This window comes from Pseudomonas neuropathica (assembly GCF_051174785.1).
In the GTDB taxonomy this organism is placed as follows: domain Bacteria; phylum Pseudomonadota; class Gammaproteobacteria; order Pseudomonadales; family Pseudomonadaceae; genus Aquipseudomonas; species Aquipseudomonas neuropathica_A.
Window position 1 is genome coordinate 2901158 of sequence record NZ_CP195111.1, and the last position, 19092, is coordinate 2920249.

Below are 19092 nucleotides of genomic sequence, written 5' to 3' on the forward strand. Positions count from 1 at the left end.
TTGAATGTTCGAGTTACATCGACCTGAAATGTCGAGCCGAACTCAGGCCCTGAAAGACTTGAAGATCTGCTCCCTTTCCCCCTCTCCCTAAGGGAGAGGGCTGGGGTGAGGGGGTTCTTGATCTCATCACACCATCAACTGTGTCCCGATCCTGACTCAGCCCATCCAATCCCTGCACCAAAGATTCGGTGCCCTATCTTTCACCCCTCATCCAAAGGACCCCGGATGCTTGAACTTGTCGCCGCTTTCATCTGCCTCACCACCCTCCTGACCTTCGTCAACTTCCGCTTCATCGGCCTGCCGCCGACCATCGGCGTAATGGTCACCGCACTGCTGTTCTCTCTGCTGTTGCAAGGCCTGAGCGTGCTCGGCTACCCCGGCCTCGAAGAACGCGTGCAGCAACTGATCGGCCAGATCGACTTTGGCGATCTGCTGATGAACTGGATGCTCTCTTTCCTGCTGTTCGCCGGCGCCTTGCACGTCAACCTCAACGACCTGCGCAGCTACCGCTGGCCCATCGGCCTGTTGGCGACCTTCGGCGTGTTGATCGCCACCACGGTCATCGGCAGCCTCGCCTATTACATTTTTGCCTTGTTCGGCTGGCACGTGAGCTTCTTGTATTGCCTGCTGTTCGGCGCGTTGATTTCGCCGACCGACCCGATTGCCGTGCTCGGTGTGCTGCGTACCGCTAACGCTTCGAAGCCGCTGAAAACCACCATCGTCGGTGAATCGCTGTTCAACGACGGCACGGCGGTAGTGGTGTTCACCGTGCTGCTCGGCATCGCGCAACTCGGCGAAACCCCGACCATCAGCGCCACCGCGATGTTGTTCGTTCACGAAGCGATTGGCGGCGTGCTGTTTGGCGGTCTGATCGGTTACCTGGTCTATCGGATGATCAAAAGCGTCGAGCAGCATCAGATCACCGTGATGCTGACGCTGGCACTGGTCATCGGTGGTTCGGCAATGGCCACCGAGATTCACGTTTCCGCGCCGATTGCGATGGTGGTGGCCGGTCTGATCATCGGTAACGTCGGGCGCAATCTGGCGATGAATGAGATGACCCGCCGCTACCTCGACGGCTTCTGGGAATTGCTCGATGACATGCTCAATGCACTGCTGTTCGCGCTGATCGGTATGGAGCTGTTGCTGCTGCCATTCAACTGGCTGCACATGGCAGCGGCAGGTTTGCTGGCGGTAGCGATTCTGCTCTCACGCCTGCTCACCGTGGCTCCGGCAATTGTCCTGCTACGCCGCTGGCGGACAGTGCCCGCCGGCACCATCCGGATTCTGACCTGGGGCGGTTTGCGCGGCGGTGTCTCGGTGGCACTGGCGCTGGCCCTGCCGCTGGGCCCGGAGCGCGATCTGCTGCTGAGCATCACCTACATCGTGGTGCTGTCGTCGATCCTGTTGCAGGGCCTGACCATCGGCAAACTGGTCAGGTTCGCGACTCGCAATGAGCCCGCAACCACCAGCGATCCCGCTCACCACTGATCATTTTTTGATCTCCTGCGGATCAGGTTTTCCGGCCTGATCCGCAGACTCCTTCGGCGCCCCGCTCTCGCTGCGAATCTGCGCATGGCTGATCAGCGCAAAGATAAAGCTGCCGCCAATGATGTTCCCCGCCAACGTGGGACCTGCGAACACCATCCAGAAATCGCTCCAAGGCAGCTCGCCGGCAAACACCAGATACGACACCTCCGCCGAACCCACCACGATGTGAGTGAAATCACCGAGCGCCATCAGATAGGTAATGAGGATGATGATCCACATCTTCGCGCTCTCCATGGACGGAATCATCCAGACCATGGTGGCGATCATCCAGCCGGAAACGATACCTTTGGCGAACATCTGGCTGGCGTGGTTCTCCATGACCTTGCGGCCGATTTCGAGAAAGGCATGGTCGGTCTTGCTGTCGAAGATCGGCAGTTCGAGCATCACGTACGCCACCAGAATCGTGCCGCAGAGGTTGCCGACCAGCACCACCGTCCACAGTCGAATCAGCCGCCCGAAGTTTTGCAGGGTCGGCTTGGTCATGACCGGCAGCACTGCAGTCAGGGTGTTTTCGGTGAACAGTTGCTGACGGGCGAGGATCACCGCGAGAAAACCTGCGCAGTAGCCGAAACTGGCGATCACCTTGAATTCGTCACCGTCGGGCAGACGCGAATTGAGCAAGCCCATACCCATCAGTGACAGGCCCATGGTCAGCCCCGCCGCGAGCGCCGACCACCAGAGTGCGGCGATGCTGCGCTCCAGTTCCTGATCGCCTTGGCTGCGGATGATTTCATGCAGGACGGCCGCGCGGGGCGGCTGGTTTTTCTCGACTTCGTGTTGCTCTTTGGCCGAGAGATCGGGGGTCTTGCCGTCGGTGGGGGTGGTCATGGCGTGGGAACCGTGGGGGTGGTGTTTACCTACGACCCCGGCGGTTCATGGCTGTTCAGTGGGCAGATGATTCTTCGCTGACTGAACAACCGCATTCGCGAGCAAGCTCGCTCCCACAGGTACAGCGTGATCCTTGTGGGAGCGAGCTTGCTCGCGAAGAAAGCACCGCCGATGTTATTTGGTGACTAACTCATCTTCCTGAAACTGGTCTTTGACGTACTTGATTTCAGTGCGCCCGTGCGGTGCCGGCAAGCCGTCTTCGCCGAGGTTCACAAACACCATCTTCTCGACAGTAAGAATGCTCTTGCGAGTGATCTTGTTGCGCACTTCGCACGTCAGGGTGATCGAGGTGCGGCCGAACTCGGTGGCGGTGATGCCCAGTTCGATGATGTCGCCCTGGCGCGAGGCGCTGACGAAGTTGATTTCGGAAATGTACTTGGTCACCACGCGCTGATTGCCTAACTGGACGATGGCGTAAATCGCCGCTTCTTCGTCGATCCAGCGCAACAGGCTGCCACCGAACAGGGTGCCGTTGGGATTGAGGTCTTCGGGTTTTACCCATTTGCGGGTGTGGAAATTCATCTTCACTCCTGAGTGTCTTGCCGAACGATGGACGGTATCTTGGCAGACTGAGCGGTCAGGCTCCATGCGGCTTCGACTATGGTCGTCATTAACGATCTTCATCTGGCCGACAGAAACCCTTTGGAAGATCAGTCTAGACGGCTATAATCGCCACCGTTTCAAAACGGTCATCTTCAATTGATACCGTTTTCCCGCCACCTGTCCGAGGGGCGCTGCAGCAGGTTCAACCTGTCAGGCTCGGATGGGGCGTTGACTGGCTCAGGCCAGACACTAAACGCACAACGGCGCCCATTCGCATACATTACGAATGGAGGCTCTTCATGAGCGCTGTTATCACGCCTGCAGATTTTAACGATTACAAAGTTGCCGACATGTCCCTGGCGGCCTGGGGCCGTCGCGAAACCATCATCGCCGAATCGGAAATGCCGGCTCTGATGGGTCTGCGTCGCAAGTACTCCGGCGAACAGCCGTTGAAAGGCGCCAAGATCCTCGGCTGCATCCACATGACCATTCAGACCGCCGTGCTGATCGAAACCCTGGTTGCCCTGGGTGCCGAAGTACGCTGGTCGTCGTGCAACATTTTCTCCACTCAGGATCAGGCTGCTGCCGCTATCGCTGCTGCCGGTATCCCGGTTTTCGCCTGGAAAGGCGAGACTGAAGAAGAGTACGAGTGGTGCCTGGAGCAGACCATCCTGAAGGATGGCCAGCCATGGGACGCCAACATGATCCTCGACGACGGCGGCGACCTGACTCAGCTGCTGCACGACAAGTACCCACAAGTACTGGACCGCGTACACGGCGTGACCGAAGAAACCACCACCGGCGTACACCGTCTGCTGGACATGCTGGCCAAGGGCGAGCTGAAAATCCCGGCCATCAACGTCAACGACTCGGTGACCAAGTCCAAGAACGACAACAAGTACGGCTGCCGTCACAGCCTGAACGACGCGATCAAGCGCGGTACCGACCACCTGCTGTCCGGCAAGCAAGCGCTGGTCATCGGTTACGGTGACGTGGGCAAGGGCTCCGCTCAGTCCCTGCGTCAGGAAGGCATGATCGTTAAGGTCTCCGAAGTTGACCCGATCTGCGCCATGCAAGCGTGCATGGACGGTTTCGAACTGGTTTCGCCGTTCATCGACGGTATCAACAACGGCACCGAAGCAAGCATCGACAAAGCGCTGCTGGGCAAGATCGACCTGATCGTGACCACCACCGGTAACGTCAATGTTTGCGACGCGAACATGCTCAAAGCCCTGAAGAAGCGCGCCGTGGTCTGCAACATCGGTCACTTCGACAACGAAATCGACACCGCTTTCATGCGCAAGAACTGGGCATGGGAAGAAGTGAAGCCACAGGTACACAAGATCCACCGTACCGGCCCGGGCGCTTTCGACGCTCAGAACGACGACTACCTGATCCTGCTGGCCGAAGGCCGTCTGGTGAACCTGGGCAACGCCACCGGTCACCCAAGCCGCATCATGGACGGTTCGTTCGCCAACCAGGTACTGGCGCAGATCTTCCTGTTCGGCCAGAAGTACGCCGACCTGTCGCCAGCTCAGAAAGCCGAGCGTCTGACCGTTGAAGTACTGCCGAAGAAACTCGACGAAGAAGTGGCCCTGGAGATGGTTCGCGGCTTCGGCGGCGTGGTCACCCAACTGACCAAGCAACAGGCTGACTATATCGGCGTGACCGTCGAAGGCCCGTTCAAGCCGCACGCTTACCGCTACTAACAGGCGCTGACTGCTCGCTCTCCCTGTGGGAGCGAGCTTGCTCCGGGCGGCGACCCGACGAAGGCGGTTTATCATTCAGTATCCGTGTCGTCTGACCCGCCGCTTTCGCGAGCAGGCTCGCTCCCACATGGGATTGCAGCGCCTCGAAGGTTCTTGTTTCCAAGGGTATGACCATGTCCCAAGACCGTCGCTACAGCTTCGAGTTCTTCCCGACCAAGACCGATGCTGGGCATGAAAAACTGCTCGCCACTGCCCGTCAGCTGGCCACTTATAACCCTGATTTCTTTTCCTGCACCTATGGCGCGGGTGGTTCGACCCGTGATCGCACCCTCAACACCGTTCTGCAACTGGAAAGCGAAGTCAAAATCCCGGCCGCACCGCACCTGTCGTGCGTCGGCGACAGCAAGGACGACCTGCGCGGCCTGCTGAACGAGTACAAGGCTGCCGGCATCAAACGCATCGTTGCACTGCGTGGTGACCTGCCGTCCGGCATGGGCATGACCAGCGGTGAGCTGCGTCACGCCAATGAACTGGTTGAATTCATTCGTGAAGAAACCGGCGATCATTTCCACATCGAAGTTGCCGCTTACCCGGAGATGCATCCGCAAGCACGCAACTACGAAGACGATCTGGCCAACTTCATCCGCAAGGCCCGTGCCGGTGCCGACAGCGCGATCACTCAGTACTTCTTCAACGCCGACAGTTACTTCTACTTCGTCGACCGTTTGCAGGCGCAGGGTATCGATCTGCCTATCGTGCCGGGGATCATGCCGATCACCAACTACAGCAAACTCGCGCGCTTCTCCGATGCCTGCGGTGCGGAAATCCCGCGCTGGATCCGCAAGCAACTGGAAGCCTATGGCGATGACACGCAAAGCATTCAGCGCTTTGGTGAGCAAGTTGTCAGCGAGATGTGCGAACGCCTGTTGCAGGGCGGCGCGCCGGGGCTGCATTTTTATTCCATGAACCAGGCTGAACCTAGTCTGGCGATCTGGAATAACCTGAAGTTGCCTCGTTAAGTTTCAAAGAAAGATCAAAAGATCGCAGCCTTCGGCAGCTCTTACAGGGGTGTCGCAGCTGCGATCTTTTGCTTTTAAAGGCCCGAAACAGAGCTTGTGCAGGCACTTTCTGGCTCTTTCGCGTTTCTCGTCGTAATCTCAAGCCATGCCTTTGATCACGCAGTTATTCGCCGTGCTGGTTTTTGCTTGCCTGAGCTTCGCCGCTCGAGGCGAGAAGCTGCGTATTGTCACCGAGCCGTGGGCGCCTTACGTGTATGAAGAGAATGGTAAGAACCTCGGGCTGGACTACGAAACCACGGCCATCGTATTCAAACGGTTGGGCATAGAAGTCGAATGGCAATTCCTGCCATGGAAGCGCTGCCTGTCGATGCTTGAGACCGGTCAGGCTGATGGCGCGCTGGACATTTTTCACAGTGATGAACGCGACGCCACCCTGCTCTACCCGAGCGAGCCGCTGTCGGACGTCGAGTTCGTGATGTTCTATGCCAACGACCGGCCGCACCCTTTCAGCAAACTCGAAGAACTCAAAGGCCTGACCATCGGCACCTCGCCGGGTTATCTCTACAGCCCGGATTTCCGCGAATCGACCCTGTTTGCCCGTGAACCGGCCCCGACCCACGAGGCCAACTTCGGCAAACTGGTGCGCGGTCGAATCGATTTGCTGATCACCGATCGCCGCGTCGGTCAGCATTTGCTCGATGAACTGAATGTCCGCGATCAGATCACTGAGAACCCCACCGTCATTAGCCGCCAAAGCCAGTTTCTGGCAGTTCGGCGCAATGCCGGCATGGATTTGCTGGTGCAGCGTTTTGGAGCCGAACTCAAGCGATTCAAGCGCGAACCGGCCTACGCCGAGCTGAGCGCACGCTACGGTGCCGCACCCGCCAGCAGCCCATCAATGAATTCAGCCACGGCCGACAGCAAAACCGTTGAGCAGCAGGAAAGCAGCGCACAGTGATTGCTCTGTTATACTCCGGCGTTCCCGCCAGGCTCACGCCCGGACGCCCGGAACCGTAACAGGCCTCTCGACCCGCTACAGCGCAGCTTTGCAGCCCGCGCGAGCGCTCCAGACGTGCCTTCGGAACCGCAGCAGGACCGGACGGGATTGCGTCCTCTTAAACGCCATTCGCGCCAGGCAAGACTCCCATTGGGCCAAGCCCTAACTAAAACAGGATTACTCATGTCCTTTGCTTCCCTCGGTCTCTCCGAGGCTTTAGTCCGCGCCATCGAAGATGCGGGCTATACCGAGCCTACTCCGGTGCAACAGCGGGCCATTCCCGCCGTGTTGCAAGGTCGCGACCTGATGGTTGCGGCACAGACAGGTACCGGTAAAACCGGCGGTTTCGCCCTTCCGATCCTGGAGCGGTTGTTCCCCAACGGTCACCCGGACAAATCCCAGCGTCATGGCCCGCGCCAACCGCGCGTACTGGTCCTGACCCCGACCCGCGAACTCGCGGCCCAGGTTCACGAGAGCTTCAAGATCTACGCCCGTGACCTGAAATTCGTCAGCGCCTGCATCTTCGGTGGCGTCGGCATGAACCCACAGGTTCAGGCCATGTCCCGTGGTGTCGACGTGCTCGTTGCGTGCCCGGGTCGCTTGCTCGACCTCTGCGGCCAGGGCAGTGTTGATCTTTCCCACGTTGAAATCCTCGTCCTCGACGAAGCCGACCGCATGCTCGACATGGGTTTTGTGCACGATGTGAAGAAAGTCCTCGCGCGTCTGCCGTCCAAGCGTCAGAACCTGCTGTTCTCGGCAACGTTCTCCAAGGACATCACCGACCTCGCCGGCAAGCTGCTGCACAACCCGGAACGCATCGAAGTCACACCGCCGAACACCACGGTCGAGCGCATCGAACAACGCGTATTCCGTCTGCCGGCCAGCCACAAGCGTGCGCTGCTGGCGCACCTGATCACCGCCGGCGCATGGGAACAGGTATTGGTGTTCACTCGCACCAAGCACGGTGCCAACCGTCTGGCCGAGTACCTGGACAAGCACGGCCTGCCGGCTGTGGCGATCCACGGTAACAAGAGCCAGAACGCGCGCACCAAAGCGCTGGCCGACTTCAAAGCCAACCAGGTGCGTATCCTGGTCGCGACCGACATCGCCGCTCGCGGTCTGGACATCGATCAGTTGCCACACGTGGTCAACTTCGAGCTGCCGAACGTCGATGAAGACTACGTGCACCGTATCGGCCGTACTGGCCGTGCCGGTCGTTCGGGCGAGGCGATCTCGCTGGTCGCGCCGGACGAAGAAAAACTGCTTAAAAGCATCGAACGCATGACCAAGCAGAAAATCGCCGACGGCGACCTGATGGGCTTCGATTCAAGCACCATTGAAGCCGAGAAGCCGGAAGTGCGTGAGCGTCCGGACGTGCGTAACCCGCGCAATCCACGTGGCCCACGCGGCGACGGCCCGAATGGTGGTGGCGGTGGTGGCGGTCGTAAGGACAAAGGCAAAGACAAGGGCAAGGAAAAACCGGCCGGTGAACGTGGCGAGCGCGCTGCCCGTCAGCAGAAACCGCGCGAAGGCACGCCGAGCCGCGAACAGCGTCCAAGCCAGCCGCCTCGTGCAGCAGCCGATCGCGCACCGGACGAGTTCCTCGACGACGATATCGATAACTTCGGTAACCGCGTTGACTACGTGCCAAAGCCTGCCCCTGCTGGCGGCCGTGGTCGCCGTCCAGGCGCACCGGCTCAAGGCGCAGGTTCTGGCGCACCTCGCGGCGGTCAGTCGCAGGGTCGTCAGAACGGTCCGCGCAACAGCAACGGTTCGAGCACCGGCACCCCGCCAGCCAAACGCAGCGGCCCGCGCAATGGTGCACCGCGTGATGGTCAGTCGGGTCGTCGCGACGATTCCGCTTCGTCCTCGCGCAACCGCCGCCCAGCCCGTGACGATCAGCCACGCAGCGAGCCAGCCGTGCAGAACCCGCGCAGCACCGGCCCGAAGATCATGCACAAGGAATCTAAAGCCGACCGCTTCCCGACGCCTGAGCAGCTCGATCAACTGCCAAGCCGCCCGCGTGGCGAAAAACCAGCTTTGCTGACCCGCAATCGCTGATTTGACGCTGCAATGAAAAATGCCCCGCCTCGAAAGAGCCGGGGCATTTTTTATGGCGCGAATCTCTGTATCACCACGATCCCCCTGTGGGAGCGAGCTTGCTCGCGAAAGCGTCGGATCAGTCGAGACCTCTGGTGAATGACACACCGCCTTCGCGAGCAAGCTCGCTCCCACAGGTGATATGCGCTGGTCTCAACTCATGTGACGGACAATAAAAAACGCCCCCGGTCTTTCAACCGGGGGCGTTTTTGTCTGTCGGGACGAAAGTTACTTAACTTTCACGCCTTCCAGCGAGATGTCCAGATCCGCAGTTTGCGAGGTAGGACCTGGGCCCTTGATCCCGAAATCGTTCAGGTTGAGGGTGGTCTTGGCGTTGAAGCCAGCACGCTCGCCGCCCCATGGATCCTTGCCTTCGCCGTTGAACGTAGCCTTGAAGGTCACAGGCTTGGTCACGCCGTGCAGGGTCAGGTCGCCAGTCACGTCAGCAGTCTTTTCACCGGTCGATTTAACGGCGGTAGAGACAAACTTGGCATCAGCAAACTTGCCAACGTCCAGGAAGTCTTTGCTGGCGATGTGCTTGTCACGTTCAGCGTGGTTCGACCACAGGCTGGCGGTTTTCACATCAACCGAGATCTTGCTGGCTTCAGGCTTGGCCGAATCCCACGAGAACGTACCGTCGAAATCTTTGAAAGTACCGTGGATGAAGCTGTAACCCAGGTGGCTGATTTTCCAGTCAACGAAGGCGTGCTGGCCTTCCTTGTCGATTTTGTAGTCCGCAGCCATGGCCTGACCAGCCGAGAGCAGTGCAGAACCGATTGCCAGAGCGGCCAGAGTCTTTTTCAACATGCTTTCTTTTCCTTTGAGTCGAGGTTGAACTTCAGGCTTTGCGACCGAGCATTCGCGTCAGGGTCGCATCACGATCGATAAAGTGGTGCTTCAATGCTGCCAACGCATGGAGACCGGAAAAAATTACCAGCGCCCACGCCAGCCAGAGATGAATCACCCCAGCGGTATCTGCCTGATCCGGTAGCCCGGAAACCAGTGCAGGAACTTCGAACAGGCCAAACACCGGGATCCCGACACCGTCTGCGGTGGAAATCAGGTAACCGGCAAGCATCACAGCGAACAGCGCCAGATACAGAAACCCGTGGCCGAATTTGGCGCCGATACGGGTCATGCGGCTGTAGCTTTGCAGCGTCGGCGGCGGTGGGCTGATAAAGCGCCACAGCACCCGCAACACCATCACACCGAGCAGCACCAGACCGATGCTCTTGTGCAGATCCGGCGCCTCTTTGCGCCAGCTGCTGTAGTAATCCAGCCCGACCATCCACAGGCCCAGTGCGAACAGTCCGAAGACCGCCAGCGCCACGCCCCAATGCATGAAGATGCTGACCCAACCATAGCGCGAAGAAGAGTTACGTAGCTGCATTGCCCAAATCCTGTGAGAACTGCGAACCAAGACTAGCGAGTTATCTATCGAATTAAAGCGGAAAATTTTGCTTTGAAATATCGAGAAATACGATCAAGAGTCTGTAAGTGGCGTGTTAAGGAAAGATTAAAGGCGGTTTTTCCGCACAGCGCTCGGGCCATGCTGCTCGTTTCTCGCTGGCAATCCGACGCTCCCCGGAGCAGGTGGCGATCACAGGAAGGTCGTCGCTAGAGAAATTCTCAATCGATAACTATGTATCGCTGGTTGTACGTCTGCACCTGCTCAAATGATGACTCAATCATCCTTTGAAAAGGTCAACAACATGGCTCTTCGTTACAGCCCCTTTCAAGCAAGTGGTACTTCCGAGTTACCGCCAAACCAAACTTTGACCCCAGGCCAATATCTGCAATCCGAGAACGGTCAATTCCGTCTTGCATTGCAAGCCGATGGAAATCTGGTGATCAAAGAAGGTGAAGCGGTAGTGTGGATTGCCGATAACCATCAGCCTTACAGTTTAACTTTGCATCCAAAAAAGATGCGTGAGCCACTGCAGTTTGTCATCAGCAATAACGGTTTTCTCTACGACCCTTTCCGACGGCGCCTATGGATTGCTGAAAGCACTCACAGCCTCGACAAATCGCTGTGGCACAACACGTACATGACAATGCAGGACGACGGGAACCTGGTCATCTACGATCAGCGCACCGGGAATCTGCGCTGGGCCCGCTTCGGTTTTGTCCCCGGGCGCATTCGAAAACCCAAGCAACGATGGCTCCGAAACTTACCGAACGGCACGGAGTTCTTCAAATGGGACTTTTAACAAGCGTTAGTTAGTTTTATTGATTAGTTGGTGAAAACCGCCGGCGGCTGCAAGCAATCCGCGCTATATGGATCTATCTTGCATTGATGGGCAAGTTCAGCGCCATAACCCCCAGGAAAGAAACGCCCATTGGCACAACCGGAAAGTGTCATCAACAGAAGTATTGCCGTAAGTCTTTTCATCGAGCGCCTCCAATTTCTTCAAGCATAAATTTGAAGTTCTGGCACCCGCTATCGTTTCGTTCTGATTGTTTTGTGGGAAGTGTCCTGCGCAGAGGTAAGCCTTGAGACTGCACCGGGAAGGATTGAAGTGCGCGCTTCTGGCAAAAAAAACGCGGCCCGTATGGCCGCGTTTTTTATTGAAGCAAAGGCTTACTGTGCCTTGGTCTCAGTGGTGGCTGCCGGCTTGGCCGCTGGCTTCTTCGCCGGCTCAGCCTTCTTCGCTGCCGGTTTCGCCACCGGCTTTTTCGCTTCGGTTTTAGCCGCCGGCTTCTTCGCCGCAGGCTTGGCCGCCGCTTTCTTCGCCGGTTCAGCTTTCACCGGGGCCGCTGGTTTCGGTGCTTCCACCGGAGCTGGCGCAGGTGCCGGGGTCGGCGCAGGTGCTGGAGCGACCGGCGCTGGAGTCGGCTCTGGAGTCTTCACTGGCTCAGGCTTCTTCTCGTCATCCGAACCGCCGAACAGGTTGCTGAAGAAGTTGCCCTTCTTCGCCGCCACGGCACCCGCCGCGCCTGCCGCTGCTGCAGCCGGCACCACTTTCGCCGGTTCAAACGATTTACCTGCTGCCAGATCTTCAACCTGGCTGGCCGCACGCTGACCAGTGCGCAGTGCGCCTTCCAGCGTGCCCGGGTACAAGGTGTCGGTATGTTCACCGGCGAAGGTCACGCGTTGCAGCGGACGCTCCCACAGGCGCCAGAACTTGCTGATCTGCCCCGGGCCGTAAGCCAGGTAGGCGCCGCCCATCGACGGGTCGGTGCTGTAGCGACGGATTTCATAACCGGTGAACGAGCCACGGGCCTGTGGATAAAACGCGTGCAGACGGATCAGCACCTGATCGACCATCTGCTTGTCGCCGAAGGCCTGCATTACGCGAGCGTTGTCGCCGGACAGGTTGATTACCACGTTGGCGCCGCCCTTCAGCGCGGGCTCGATCCAGAGCATGCCGAGACCGGTGTTGCTATAGATCTCGCCGGACATGCGCGCCTTGCTTTCCCACACCGGCGTCTTGAACTTCAACATGATCTGGTCGCGCCAACCGTAGTTGGTGCCCTTGATCGCCGCCAGATGCTGGGCATCCAGTGCCGGGGTCAGGGCAATCTTGTTCAGCGCACGCAATGGCACGGCCAGCACAACGTAGTCAGCCTGATAGCCAACGCTGCCGACCTTGACGGTCACGCCGTCCTTGTCCTGAACGATCGCGGAAACTGGCGAGTTGGTCTTGATGGTTTTGATCTGTTTGACGAACGCCTGCGCCAGCACCTGGCTGCCGCCGACCAGACGCGAAGCGCGCAGGTCACGGTCGGAGATGCCGCGATAGACGCGGTTCTGCTGCGCGAAGTACAGCAGCGACAAACGCGACGGCTCGTCGTAGTGAGTGCGGATGTCCTGGTTGATCAGCTGACGCGCAGTGGCCGGCAGGTTCTGCTTGTCGAGCCAGCTCGATACCGTGATCTGGTCCAGCGCGTGCAGGGTGCTGGTCGCCGCCGGGTTCTGCGGGTCGTCGATCGAGCGCGCCAGATCGTCGAGGGTTTTCTGGTAGCGCTTCAGGGCATCGGCGGTGGCCGGTTGCTTGGTCGCCAGATCGGCGGCGGAGAAATACTCGCCATCGATCAGGTAGCCCGGGGTGCGCACGAATTCAGGGGCCGGCGTGGTGCCGAGCTTGAACGTCGAAACATACTTGTTCAGCACGGGCTGCGTCTTGTCGTTGCCGATCCACTCACTGGTGGCCATGCCCGAGCGCCCGCCCAGGCTCGGTTTGGCTTCCAGCAGTGTGACCTGCCAGCCCTTGTTTTGCAGTTCATAAGCGGCAGTCAGGCCCGAGAGGCCGCCGCCGATCACGATTGCGGTTTTATCCTTGGCCAGCGCCGTAACGCTGAACAGCCCCAACATCACCAGCGCACAGGCGCGCAGCCAACCGACAGACATTCAGCGAACTCCGGAAATAACACAGAAAAAAGCAGTTGTGCGGGTCAGACGACCCAAAGAACCGCGAAGAATACGTTAGCCATCAAAACGCCGCCAGCGACGTCTATCGGCTCATACAAAGTAGCTCAATCGACACAATGGGTTGTCCCCACGCGATGCATTGCATAGGCTTGCGCGATTGTTTGCCCGCGCCTGACGCGAGCCGCCTCGAGGAGACTGTAAATGGGCCTGAATAACCAGTGGATGCAACGCGACCTCGCGGTGTTGTGGCATCCCTGCACCCAGATGAAAGACCACGAACAGCTGCCGCTGATCCCGATCAAGCGCGGCGAAGGCGTCTGGCTCGAAGACTTCGAAGGCAAGCGCTACCTCGACGCCGTCAGCTCATGGTGGGTCAACGTGTTCGGCCACGCCAACCCGCGCATCAACCAACGCATCAAGGATCAGGTCGATCAGCTGGAGCACGTGATTCTGGCCGGTTTCAGCCATCAACCGGTGATCGAGTTGTCCGAGCGGCTGGTGAAGATGACGCCGGAAGGCCTGAACCGGGTGTTCTACGCCGATAACGGTTCGTCCTGCATCGAAGTCGCGCTGAAAATGAGCTTTCACTACTGGCTCAATCGCGGCCAACCGAACAAGAAGCGCTTCGTCACCCTGACCAACAGCTACCACGGCGAAACCATGGCGGCGATGGCGGTCGGCGACGTGCCGCTGTTCACCGAAACCTACAAAGCCCTGCTGATGGACACCATCAAAGTGCCGAGCCCGGATTGCTACGGGCGCCCCGAAGGCATGAGCTGGGAAGACCACTCGCGCAACATGTTCGCGGCCATGGAACAGACTTTGGCCGAGCATCATGACAGCGTCGCGGCAGTGATCGTCGAGCCGCTGATTCAGGGCGCTGGCGGCATGCGCATGTATCACCCGGTGTACCTCAAGCTGCTGCGCGAATCCTGCGATCGCTACGGCGTGCATCTGATCCTCGACGAAATCGCCGTTGGTTTCGGTCGCACCGGAACCATGTTTGCCTGTGAACAGGCCGGCATCCGCCCGGACTTCCTCTGCCTGTCGAAGGCCCTGACCGGCGGTTATCTGCCGCTGGCCGCGTGCCTGACCACCGACGAGGTCTACAGCGCTTTCTACGACGACTATCCAACCTTGCGCGCCTTCCTCCATTCGCACAGCTACACCGGCAACCCGCTCGCGTGCGCGGCGGCACTGGCAACGCTGGATATCTTCGAGCAGGACAACGTCATCGAGAACAACAAGGCGCTGGCCCAGCGCATGGCTTCGGCGACGGCGCATCTGGTCGATCATCCGAACGTGTCCGAAGTGCGCCAGACCGGCATGGTCCTGGCCATCGAGATGGTCAAGGATAAAGCCACCAAAGAGGCCTACCCTTGGCAGGAGCGTCGCGGTTTGAAGGTGTTCCAGCATGCGCTGGAGCGTGGCGCATTGCTGCGTCCGCTGGGCAGCGTGGTGTATTTCCTGCCGCCGTACGTGATTACCCCGGAGCAGATCGACTTCCTCGCCGAAGTCGCCAGCGAAGGCATCGACATCGCCACGCGTGACAGTGTCAGCGTGGCCGTGCCGAAAGACTTCCACCCGGGGTTCCGCGATCCGGGCTGATTCAAAATTTGTGGCGCCTGAACTGCCGCTTTCGCGAGCAAGCTCGCTCCCACAGGGGAATGCATGCCAAATGTGGGAGCGAGCCTGCTCGCGAATGAAGGCGACACCGATCCAACTGATTCACATCATTCCAGAGACCCGAAATGAGACTGTCCCGCTTCTTTATCGACGCCCCCCTGAGCACCGGCGAACACGAATTGCCGGAGGCCCAGGCGCATTACATCAGCCGCGTGCTGCGCATGGCCGAGGGCGATGCGGTGCAGTTGTTCGACGGCTCTGGCCATGAATTTCGTGGTTCGCTTTTAGAAGTCGGCAAAAAGCGCGTGACCGCACAGATCGACGAGCAATTCGCCGGCCAGGTCGAATCGCCGCTGCGCATCCACCTCGGCCAGGGCCTGTCCCGTGGCGAGCGGATGGATTGGGCGATTCAGAAAGCCACCGAACTGGGCGTGAATGAAATTACGCCGATCTTCAGTGACCGCTGTGAAGTCCGCCTGAAGGACGAACGCGCCGACAAACGCCTGCTGCACTGGCGTCAGGTGGCGATCAGCGCGTGTGAACAGTGCGGGCGTTCGCGGGTGCCGGTGATTCATCCGCCGGTGTTGTTGGCGGACTGGCTCAAGCAGACCGAAGCCGAGTTGAAACTGGTGCTGCACCCGGTGGCGGAGCCGTTGGTGAGTCATGCCAAACCCGCGACGCTGGCGTTTCTGATCGGGCCTGAAGGTGGTTTGACTGACGCAGAAGTCGAGCAGGCCAAAGGCAACGGCTTCCACGCCGCCCGCCTCGGCCCGCGGGTGTTGCGTACCGAGACCGCGCCGGTGGTTGCACTGGCGGTCGCCCAGCAGCTTTGGGGTGACTTCTAAGGCCTCTTCGCGAGCAAGCTCGCTCCCACATGGGATCTAGGGTGTTCACAAAATCTGTGTTCACTGAAGATCTACTGTGGGAGCGAGCTTGCTCGCGAATGCGGTGTGTCATTTAGCAAAAATGTTGGTTGACCTGACACCTTCGCGAGCAAGCTCGCTCCCACAGGAATTGCATTTACAGGACGTAAAACAAGATCGCCACAAAGTGCAGCAAACTCCCGGCAATCACGAACAAATGCCAGATCCCATGCGCATGCCGCAGCCGGTGATCAAGGGCAAAAAAGATAATCCCCACCGTGTACAAAACTCCGCCCGACGCCAGCCAGGCAAAACCTGTCGTACCCAGCGCCGCAATCAGCGGCTTGACCGCCACCAACACAATCCAGCCCATCACCGCGTAAATCACGATCGACAGAATCCGTGCTTCCGAACGCGGTTTGATCTCTTGCAGAATACCGATCAGCGCCAGCCCCCAGACAATCCCGAACAACGTCCAGCCCCACGGCCCGCGCAGGGTCACCAGGCAGAACGGCGTATAACTGCCGGCGATCAACAGGTAGATCGAAAAGTGATCAACCTTCTTCATGATCGCTTTCTTGCGCCCGCGCACGCTGTGGTACACGGTTGATGCGCTGTAGAGCACCAGCAGGGTGAAAGCGTAGATCGCCACACTGACAATCTTCCACGGGCTGCCATCCAGGCAGGCAATCACCAACATCCACACGCCACCAATAAATGCCGCCACTGCCCCGACCAGATGGGTCCAGGCGTTCAATCGTTCTCCGTGATACATGTATTGCTCACCTCACATTCGTTACCGCAGCGCGCAAGGCTCGGGCCTTGAGCGTAAAAGCGCAATCAAAAGATCGCAGCCTTCGGCAGCTCCTACCTTCCAACGCATTCCAATGTAGGAGCTGCCGAAGGCTGCGATCTTTTGATCTTCCGTGCACAATCGGCCGATACCAAAAAGAGTCCGCGCCATGCTGATCGACGAAGAATTGACCCTGAAAAAACTCGAGGTGTTCCTCGCTTTCATGCGCACCGGCAACCTCGCCCGCGCCGCTGCCGAGCTGCAGACCAGCAACGTCAGCGTGCACCGCGCGATTCACTCGCTGGAAAGCGCCCTGCGCTGCCCGCTGTTCAAACACGAAGGCCGCAACCTGACGCCGCTGGAAAGTGCTTATGTGCTGGAGGAGCGCGCGCAGAAGCTGATCAACGACGTCGTCGAAAGCGTGCGCCTGACCCGCGAAGCGGCCGGTTTTTCCGCTGAACGCTTCAAGCTTGGCTCGCTGTATTCGTTGACGGTGAAAACCGTGCCGCAATTGATCATGGGCCTTAAGATTCGCCGCAGCGAACTCAACATCGACCTGATCCTCGGCTCGAACATCGACCTGCTCTACAAGCTGAAAAACATGGAAGTCGACGCGATCCTGGTGTCGCTGGACGACAGCATCAATGACCCGGATTGCGAGCAGATTGCACTGTTTTCCGACGACATCTTCCTCGCCACCCCGGCGGATTCAAAGTTCGCCCAGCGCAGTGACGTGGATCTGGCTGAGGTGCGCGATGAAACCTTCATTACCCTGACCCAAGGCTTTGCCACGCATCAGGACGGCGTGCGGGTGTTCAAGCAGGCGGGGTTCGAGCCGAAGGTGGCGATGCAGGTGAATGACATCTTCACGCTGTTGAGCATGGTCAGCTCGGGGGTGGGTTATGCGTTGCTGCCGGGGCGGATTGCGGCGGTGTACGAGAACCGGGTGAAGCTGATTCCGTTGCAGGAGAAGTACCGGTTGCAGCAGCACATTGGGGTGGTGTTTTTGAAGGCCAAGGAAAGGGATCCGAATTTGCTGGCGTTGCTGGCGGAGTGTCGGATGTATGCGAATCGGCAGGCTGGGGTTTAGATCAAGATCAAGAGCTACCCCCTCACCCCAGCCCTCTCCCCCAAGGGGGCGAGGGGGAAAGGGAGCAGATCTCCATGGGTTTCAAGGCCGGAGTTCGACTCAGGACTTTCAGGTCGATGTATAACGCCAAAACAACTCGGTCAGTCCCCTCTCCGCCAAATGGTAGAGGGGGAAAGGGAGCAGATCGGGGGCTTTTCAGAACCTGAGTTCCACTCAGAAATTTCAGGTCGATGTATAACGCCAAAACAACTCGGTCGATCCCCTCTCCCCCCGGGAGAGGGCTAGGGTGAGGGGCTTTTGATTTTCAGCCCACAATCCCGCGAACGATGAAGAACAACAGCGATGGCCCCAGCAAGCAGCCAAGCCCGGTATGAAACGTAGCCGTCAACGCCCCATAAGGCACCAACCGCCGATCCGTAGCCGCTAACCCAGCCGTAACGCCGCTGACAGTCCCGGCCAACCCACCAAACACCATCGCCGAGCGCGGATTATCCAGGCCCATCCAACGCGCCGCCACCGGCGTGCCAACCATCACCAGAATCGCCTTGATCAACCCGGTGGCAATCGACAGCGCCATCACATCCGACGTCGCGCCAATCGCCGCGCCCGTCACCGGTCCGACGATGTAAGTCACCGCGCCCGCGCCAATGGTGGTCATGCTCACCGCATCACGATAACCAAACGCCCAGGCCATGCACGCGCCAACAATAAACGGCAGGATCGTGCCCAGCAGCAGCGCAATCACCCCGATCATCCCGGCCTTCTTCGCCTCGGTCGCCTGCACTTCAAACGCCGTGGCCACAATCGCAAAGTCACGCAGCATCGCCCCGCCCATCAGGCCGATGCCGGAGAACAACGTCAGGTCCGCCAGGCCTTTCTGCCCGCCGGTCATGGTGCCGCCGACCCACGCCAAAACCAGACCAATAACAATGGCAATCGCCGAGCCGTGAATGCGCCCGAACGTCAGCCGTTTTGAGAGCACCACCGACACCCACATGATCACGCCGACAAAAGCGAATGCAGTGACCAGCCCGTTATGTTCCAGACCTTTCTCGATGAGATCCCACATATCAGCGACCTCCTACTGGGGTGCCGACCGGGGAGATTTCCGCCGGTTCATCAGGCAATGGCTCGCCTTTATGCGTACGGCTGATCAGGGCAATCGTGCAGCCGCAGACCACCACCGAACCAATCGCCGCCAGCACCGCAACGGGGCCACCATGCAGTGCGGTGACGACGTTCTGTTGCGCCGCCATCGCCACCACCACCGGAATGTACATCGCGCCCCAGAAGCCGACGCCCATCTCGCATTCCTTGGTCATGCCGCCACGCTTCTGCATCCACAACCGCGCGCAGATCAGCAGGATCATGGCGATGCCGACCCCGCCGACGTTGGATTTGACACCCAACAACACGCCGAGCATGTCACCCATGATCACCCCTGCCAGCGTACAGATCGCGAGCAGCGCCACACCGTAAATAATCATTGTTGTAGTCCTCAAAGTGCATCGTCGAATGTTGTTTTTGTTGTTCGAAGCTTG

At 59.1% G+C, this 19092-nt stretch carries 17 protein-coding genes and 1 riboswitch; of the genes, 9 read left to right on the forward strand and 8 right to left on the reverse strand.

Features of this window, described 5'->3' with window-relative positions; genetic code table 11:
* The first annotated feature begins 225 nt into the window (after window positions 1-225).
* Window positions 226-1491, forward strand: a complete 1266-nt coding sequence (locus ACRRSD_RS13180; protein ID WP_435038307.1) for a cation:proton antiporter — start codon at window positions 226-228, stop codon at window positions 1489-1491.
* Here the strand turns inward: ACRRSD_RS13180 and ACRRSD_RS13185 are convergent, their stop codons facing one another.
* Window positions 1492-2379 carry a formate/nitrite transporter family protein gene (locus tag ACRRSD_RS13185; RefSeq protein WP_435038308.1) on the reverse strand — a complete coding sequence of 296 codons (888 nt, stop codon included), beginning with the start codon at window positions 2377-2379 and terminating at the stop codon, window positions 1492-1494.
* Window positions 2380-2553: 174 nt separating this feature from the next.
* Window positions 2554-2961, reverse strand: coding sequence for an acyl-CoA thioesterase (locus tag ACRRSD_RS13190; RefSeq protein WP_016984776.1), 408 nt, complete (start codon window positions 2959-2961; stop codon window positions 2554-2556).
* A gap of 198 nt (window positions 2962-3159) precedes the next feature.
* Window positions 3160-3258: riboswitch (S-adenosyl-L-homocysteine riboswitch) on the forward strand.
* A 23-nt stretch (window positions 3259-3281) separates the two neighbouring features.
* On the opposite strand from ACRRSD_RS13190, the gene ahcY reads away from it, so the two are divergent.
* The 4 genes from ahcY to ACRRSD_RS13210 all read left to right on the forward strand — a co-directional run bounded on the left by ahcY (window position 3282) and on the right by ACRRSD_RS13210 (window position 8768).
* Window positions 3282-4691 (forward strand): adenosylhomocysteinase, encoded by a 1410-nt coding sequence (ahcY, locus tag ACRRSD_RS13195; protein WP_007913721.1) that lies wholly within the window; start codon window positions 3282-3284, stop codon window positions 4689-4691.
* Window positions 4692-4864: 173 nt separating this feature from the next.
* Window positions 4865-5710 (forward strand): methylenetetrahydrofolate reductase [NAD(P)H], encoded by an 846-nt coding sequence (gene metF / locus ACRRSD_RS13200; protein ID WP_435038309.1) that lies wholly within the window; start codon window positions 4865-4867, stop codon window positions 5708-5710.
* A 145-nt stretch (window positions 5711-5855) separates the two neighbouring features.
* Entirely contained in the window at window positions 5856-6668 is an 813-nt protein-coding gene (locus ACRRSD_RS13205; protein WP_435038310.1) for a substrate-binding periplasmic protein, read from the forward strand.
* 222 nt (window positions 6669-6890) lie between these two features.
* Window positions 6891-8768: a DEAD/DEAH box helicase gene (locus tag ACRRSD_RS13210; protein ID WP_435038311.1), complete on the forward strand. Its 1878-nt coding sequence runs from the start codon at window positions 6891-6893 to the stop codon at window positions 8766-8768.
* A 267-nt stretch (window positions 8769-9035) separates the two neighbouring features.
* Here the strand turns inward: ACRRSD_RS13210 and ACRRSD_RS13215 are convergent, their stop codons facing one another.
* The gene (locus tag ACRRSD_RS13215) at window positions 9036-9614 is read right to left on the reverse strand and encodes a YceI family protein (RefSeq protein ID WP_038358767.1); all 579 of its coding nucleotides are present in this window, start codon (window positions 9612-9614) and stop codon (window positions 9036-9038) included.
* Window positions 9615-9645: 31 nt separating this feature from the next.
* The gene (locus tag ACRRSD_RS13220) at window positions 9646-10197 is read right to left on the reverse strand and encodes a cytochrome b (RefSeq protein ID WP_435038312.1); all 552 of its coding nucleotides are present in this window, start codon (window positions 10195-10197) and stop codon (window positions 9646-9648) included.
* Window positions 10198-10519: 322 nt separating this feature from the next.
* On the opposite strand from ACRRSD_RS13220, the gene ACRRSD_RS13225 reads away from it, so the two are divergent.
* Window positions 10520-11017, forward strand: coding sequence for a hypothetical protein (locus tag ACRRSD_RS13225; protein WP_435038313.1), 498 nt, complete (start codon window positions 10520-10522; stop codon window positions 11015-11017).
* Between the two features lie 371 nt (window positions 11018-11388).
* Here ACRRSD_RS13225 and ACRRSD_RS13230 read toward each other — a convergent pair whose 3' ends face one another.
* The gene (locus ACRRSD_RS13230; RefSeq protein WP_435038314.1) at window positions 11389-13158 is read right to left on the reverse strand and encodes a flavin monoamine oxidase family protein; all 1770 of its coding nucleotides are present in this window, start codon (window positions 13156-13158) and stop codon (window positions 11389-11391) included.
* A gap of 222 nt (window positions 13159-13380) precedes the next feature.
* Between ACRRSD_RS13230 and ACRRSD_RS13235 the strand changes: the two genes are divergently transcribed.
* Both ACRRSD_RS13235 and ACRRSD_RS13240 read left to right on the forward strand, forming a co-directional pair.
* Entirely contained in the window at window positions 13381-14787 is a 1407-nt protein-coding gene (locus ACRRSD_RS13235) for an adenosylmethionine--8-amino-7-oxononanoate transaminase (protein WP_435038315.1), read from the forward strand.
* 143 nt (window positions 14788-14930) lie between these two features.
* The gene (locus ACRRSD_RS13240; protein ID WP_435038316.1) at window positions 14931-15650 is read left to right on the forward strand and encodes a 16S rRNA (uracil(1498)-N(3))-methyltransferase; all 720 of its coding nucleotides are present in this window, start codon (window positions 14931-14933) and stop codon (window positions 15648-15650) included.
* 175 nt (window positions 15651-15825) lie between these two features.
* Here ACRRSD_RS13240 and trhA read toward each other — a convergent pair whose 3' ends face one another.
* Window positions 15826-16443: a PAQR family membrane homeostasis protein TrhA gene (gene trhA / locus ACRRSD_RS13245; protein WP_038358773.1), complete on the reverse strand. Its 618-nt coding sequence runs from the start codon at window positions 16441-16443 to the stop codon at window positions 15826-15828.
* A 187-nt stretch (window positions 16444-16630) separates the two neighbouring features.
* On the opposite strand from trhA, the gene ACRRSD_RS13250 reads away from it, so the two are divergent.
* Entirely contained in the window at window positions 16631-17551 is a 921-nt protein-coding gene (locus ACRRSD_RS13250; RefSeq protein WP_122596566.1) for a LysR family transcriptional regulator, read from the forward strand.
* A 304-nt stretch (window positions 17552-17855) separates the two neighbouring features.
* Here the strand turns inward: ACRRSD_RS13250 and madM are convergent, their stop codons facing one another.
* On the reverse strand, window positions 17856-18620 hold the full coding sequence (gene madM, locus ACRRSD_RS13255) for a malonate transporter subunit MadM (protein WP_064388097.1): 765 nt from the start codon (window positions 18618-18620) through the stop codon (window positions 17856-17858).
* Window position 18621: 1 nt separating this feature from the next.
* Complete coding sequence (gene madL / locus ACRRSD_RS13260) at window positions 18622-19038, reverse strand: malonate transporter subunit MadL (RefSeq protein ID WP_038358777.1); 417 nt, start codon at window positions 19036-19038, stop codon at window positions 18622-18624.
* Between the last annotated feature and the right edge of the window lie 54 nt (window positions 19039-19092).